The sequence below is a fragment of the Daejeonella sp. genome, assembly GCF_044348475.1.
Classification (GTDB): Bacteria; Bacteroidota; Bacteroidia; order Sphingobacteriales; family Sphingobacteriaceae; genus Daejeonella.
This window is the reverse complement of the sequence record NZ_JBIKSU010000154.1, coordinates 1-3147: the sequence shown is the minus strand read 5'-3', so window position 1 is coordinate 3147 and position 3147 is coordinate 1. Positions and strand designations below refer to the sequence as shown.

The window sequence follows — 3147 nt, the reverse complement described above, 5'->3', positions numbered from 1 at the left end:
TTAAATAATTATCAGGAGAACTTAGTTTGATACAGCAAGCATGGCATAATAAACTATCTAATACCGCCCAGTTAGGAGGTATTGAAACCTCGGTATTAGATAATGGTGCAGGTCGTGGTACCCGCATCGCATGGATCAATACCGGAACCGGATTACGCTTCAAGGTGGTAATTGATCGTGCTATGGATATTGCCGATACGTTTTATAATGAGCATAGCCTGGCCTGGTTGAGCCATTCAGGAATTACTTCTGCACAGCCCATGTCTGATAAAAGCATCAACTGGCTAAAAACTTTTGGGGGTGGATTGTTGGTAACCTGCGGATTAAGTCATGTTGGTGGGCCAGAAAGCGATGAATTTGGTGAACGCGGAATTCATGGTGAGATCAGCAATATTCCTGCAGACATTGAGTCAATTATACAGCCAGATCCCATATCAGGGAAAATGGATATGAGTATAACGGGAATTATCAGACAATCGCAGGCACTTGGTAGTAGGCTAGAACTGAGACGTACCATTTCTGCAACTCTCGGAAAATCAGTGATCCGTATTCAGGATGAAGTGATCAATAGAGGCAATACGGATGCAGCACACATGCTTTTATATCATTGTAATTTTGGCTGGCCATTAATTGATGAAGGCACAAAAATACTATGGAATGGCACATGGAAGCCACGAGATGGCAATCCAAATAAAATATTCCGCGAAGGGAATGATTTCAAGAAATGTTTGCCCCCACTCAATGATCATCAGGGCAGTGGAGAGGAAGTTGCTTTTATTGATCCTCAAGCAGATGATGATGGATTTTGTACTTGCGGGCTTGAAAATTCGAAACTTGGATTACGAGTCAACTTAAAATTTCAGAAAAAACAATTACCATGCTTAACCAACTGGCAGCATTTTGGAAAAGGTGAATATGTAGTAGGACTTGAGCCAGGAACCAATCCACCAATCGGTCAAAGTCAGGCTAGACGTCAGAATGAATTAATTCAACTGGCTCCGGGAGAGACAAGAAATTATGCATTAGAAATAGAATTAACAACAAATAAATAGGCTGATAACAACCCGATTTAAGCCTTAATTAACATTCAAAATAGAATATGAGTTTAGCAAAGAAAGCATTAGAACAAGGAAAAGGGATATTGAGGTTAGCACCTACCTGGGTACCACGTTCATTTTGTGTACCTGGAAGAAGGATTAAGTTACACCCGGATGATTATTATGTATTAGGAGGTCAAAGAGGAGGCATTGATGAACGTTGGCTCGCTTCTACCACACCCGCACAAAACGGGCCTTTGACTGGTAAAAATGAAGGATTAAGCCCTGTAGTTTTCAATGAAGGTGGTAAAGAAGAACAATTTTTATTGAAAGATGCCATTGATGAGCTTAAAGGCGAAGTGATTGGAGATCGTTTATGGAATGAACATAAAAGTTGGCCCATGTATTCCAAGTTTTTTGACAATATGGGCCCACTTCCTCATCATATCCATCACAATGATGAACATGCTGCTAAAATAGGTCAGAAAGGTAAGCCTGAAGCCTATTATTTTCCGCCTCAACTAAATAATCATGGTGGTGATTTTCCTTATACCTTTTTTGGGATTGCACCAGGTACCACTAAAGCGCAAATTCGCGAATGCTTGGTTAATTTCACCAAGGGCGATAATAAGCTAACAACCTACTCACAAGCATTTAAATTAGAACCGGGAACCGGGTGGGATGTTCCTCCAGGAATGCTGCATGCACCGGGAAGTATGTGTACCTATGAGCCTCAAAAAGCATCCGATGTTTTTGCGATGTACCAATCATTGGTGAATGAAGCGATCATCCCTGAAGAATTATTGTGGAATGGAACTCCCAAAGATAGAATTGGAGACTATGACCAATTGATGGAAGTTATTGATTGGGACTTAAATGTGAATCCGAATATTTTGGAAACTCGGTTTATGCTTCCAAAACCTGTAAAACCACTAAAAGAAATGGAGGCTGAGGGATATATCGAAAATTGGATATGCTATCGTTCTGCAGCATTTAGTGCAAAAGAGCTAACTGTTTTACCGGGGCAAACCGTACTAATCAAAGATAGCGCCTGTTATGGTATGATCGTGATGCAGGGACATGGAAAATTCGGAGTTTGGGATATTGAAACTCCTGCACTCATCCGTTATGGTCAACTTACTAACGATGAATTCTTTGTGAGTGAAAAAGCGGCAGCAGAGGGTGTTCGCATCAGCAACCCATCCAAGACAGATCCTATTGTAATACTCAAACATTTTGGTCCAGAAAATCCGGATCTTATTTTATAATTTTTATATATTTTTTGAATATGACTAAGAATTCTTATCCAAAACTTCACAATGCCACATGGCCTGGTATTGTGGGTAAAGGTCCTGATTCAGAACCACCAATCTCATTAGAAAAAATGCTAGAAATGACCGCAGCTGCAGAAGTTGACGGAGTTAAGTTTGATGGAGTTGATGTTGGTCTTTTTGACCCTTCAATAAACTTAGATGATCAAGATGGCATTAAAAGATTGGCTGATCAGGTAAGTAAACATAATTTAGTGATTGGCAGTTTGGTTGCACCAATTTGGGGCGGACCCGCAATGGGTACCAAAGAAGATCGTACAAACTTTGTAGATCAGGTACGTAAATCATGTATTTATGGCCAAAAATTAAAGGAAATGGGTGTTCGCCCATACGGCGTTATCCGAATCGATTCTGCGAGCAGTGTTGAAAGCTGGGCTGCAGATCCGGTAAATAATACCAAACTCATTGCTCAGACTTTCCGTGAAGCCTGTGATGTTGCCGCAGATTATGGCGAAAAATTAGCTGCTGAAGGTGAAATTTGCTGGGGCGGAATGCATAGCTGGAAAGCAATGCTAGATACTCTAGAGGCTGTAGATCGCCCAAATATTGGCTTTCAGGCAGATATGTCGCATACTTTTTTATATCTTCTGGGATACAATGCACCTGAACATCGCATATTGCCTACCGATTATCAATGGGATGACCGTGAAGCGCTGACCGAGGGGCTTAAAAAGTTAACGGCTGCTTTACGTCCATGGACCCTTGATTTTCATGTGGCTCAAAATGATGGAACCGCTTATGGATCTGGATCTCACGATAAAACTGGCCGACATTGCCAA

The 3147-nt window shown here is 41.2% G+C and carries 3 protein-coding genes; all 3 read left to right on the top strand.

From position 1 onward, the window contains the following. Positions 1-26 precede the first annotated feature (26 nt). Positions 27-1052 (top strand): aldose 1-epimerase family protein, encoded by a 1026-nt coding sequence (locus ACIQZ6_RS12570; protein ID WP_395811622.1) that lies wholly within the window; start codon positions 27-29, stop codon positions 1050-1052. Between the two features lie 47 nt (positions 1053-1099). Next, positions 1100-2305: a class I mannose-6-phosphate isomerase gene (locus ACIQZ6_RS12565; protein WP_395811620.1), complete on the top strand. Its 1206-nt coding sequence runs from the start codon at positions 1100-1102 to the stop codon at positions 2303-2305. Between the two features lie 20 nt (positions 2306-2325). Further along, a partial coding sequence (locus ACIQZ6_RS12560) for a sugar phosphate isomerase/epimerase family protein (protein WP_395811618.1) occupies positions 2326-3147 on the top strand: 822 nt, incomplete at its 3' end.

Excerpts from the sequence above, each read along its gene's own strand:
- ACIQZ6_RS12565 (WP_395811620.1), top strand. The coding sequence starts at position 1,100 with ATGAGTTTAGCAAAGAAAGCATTAGAACAAGGAAAAGGGATATTGAGG.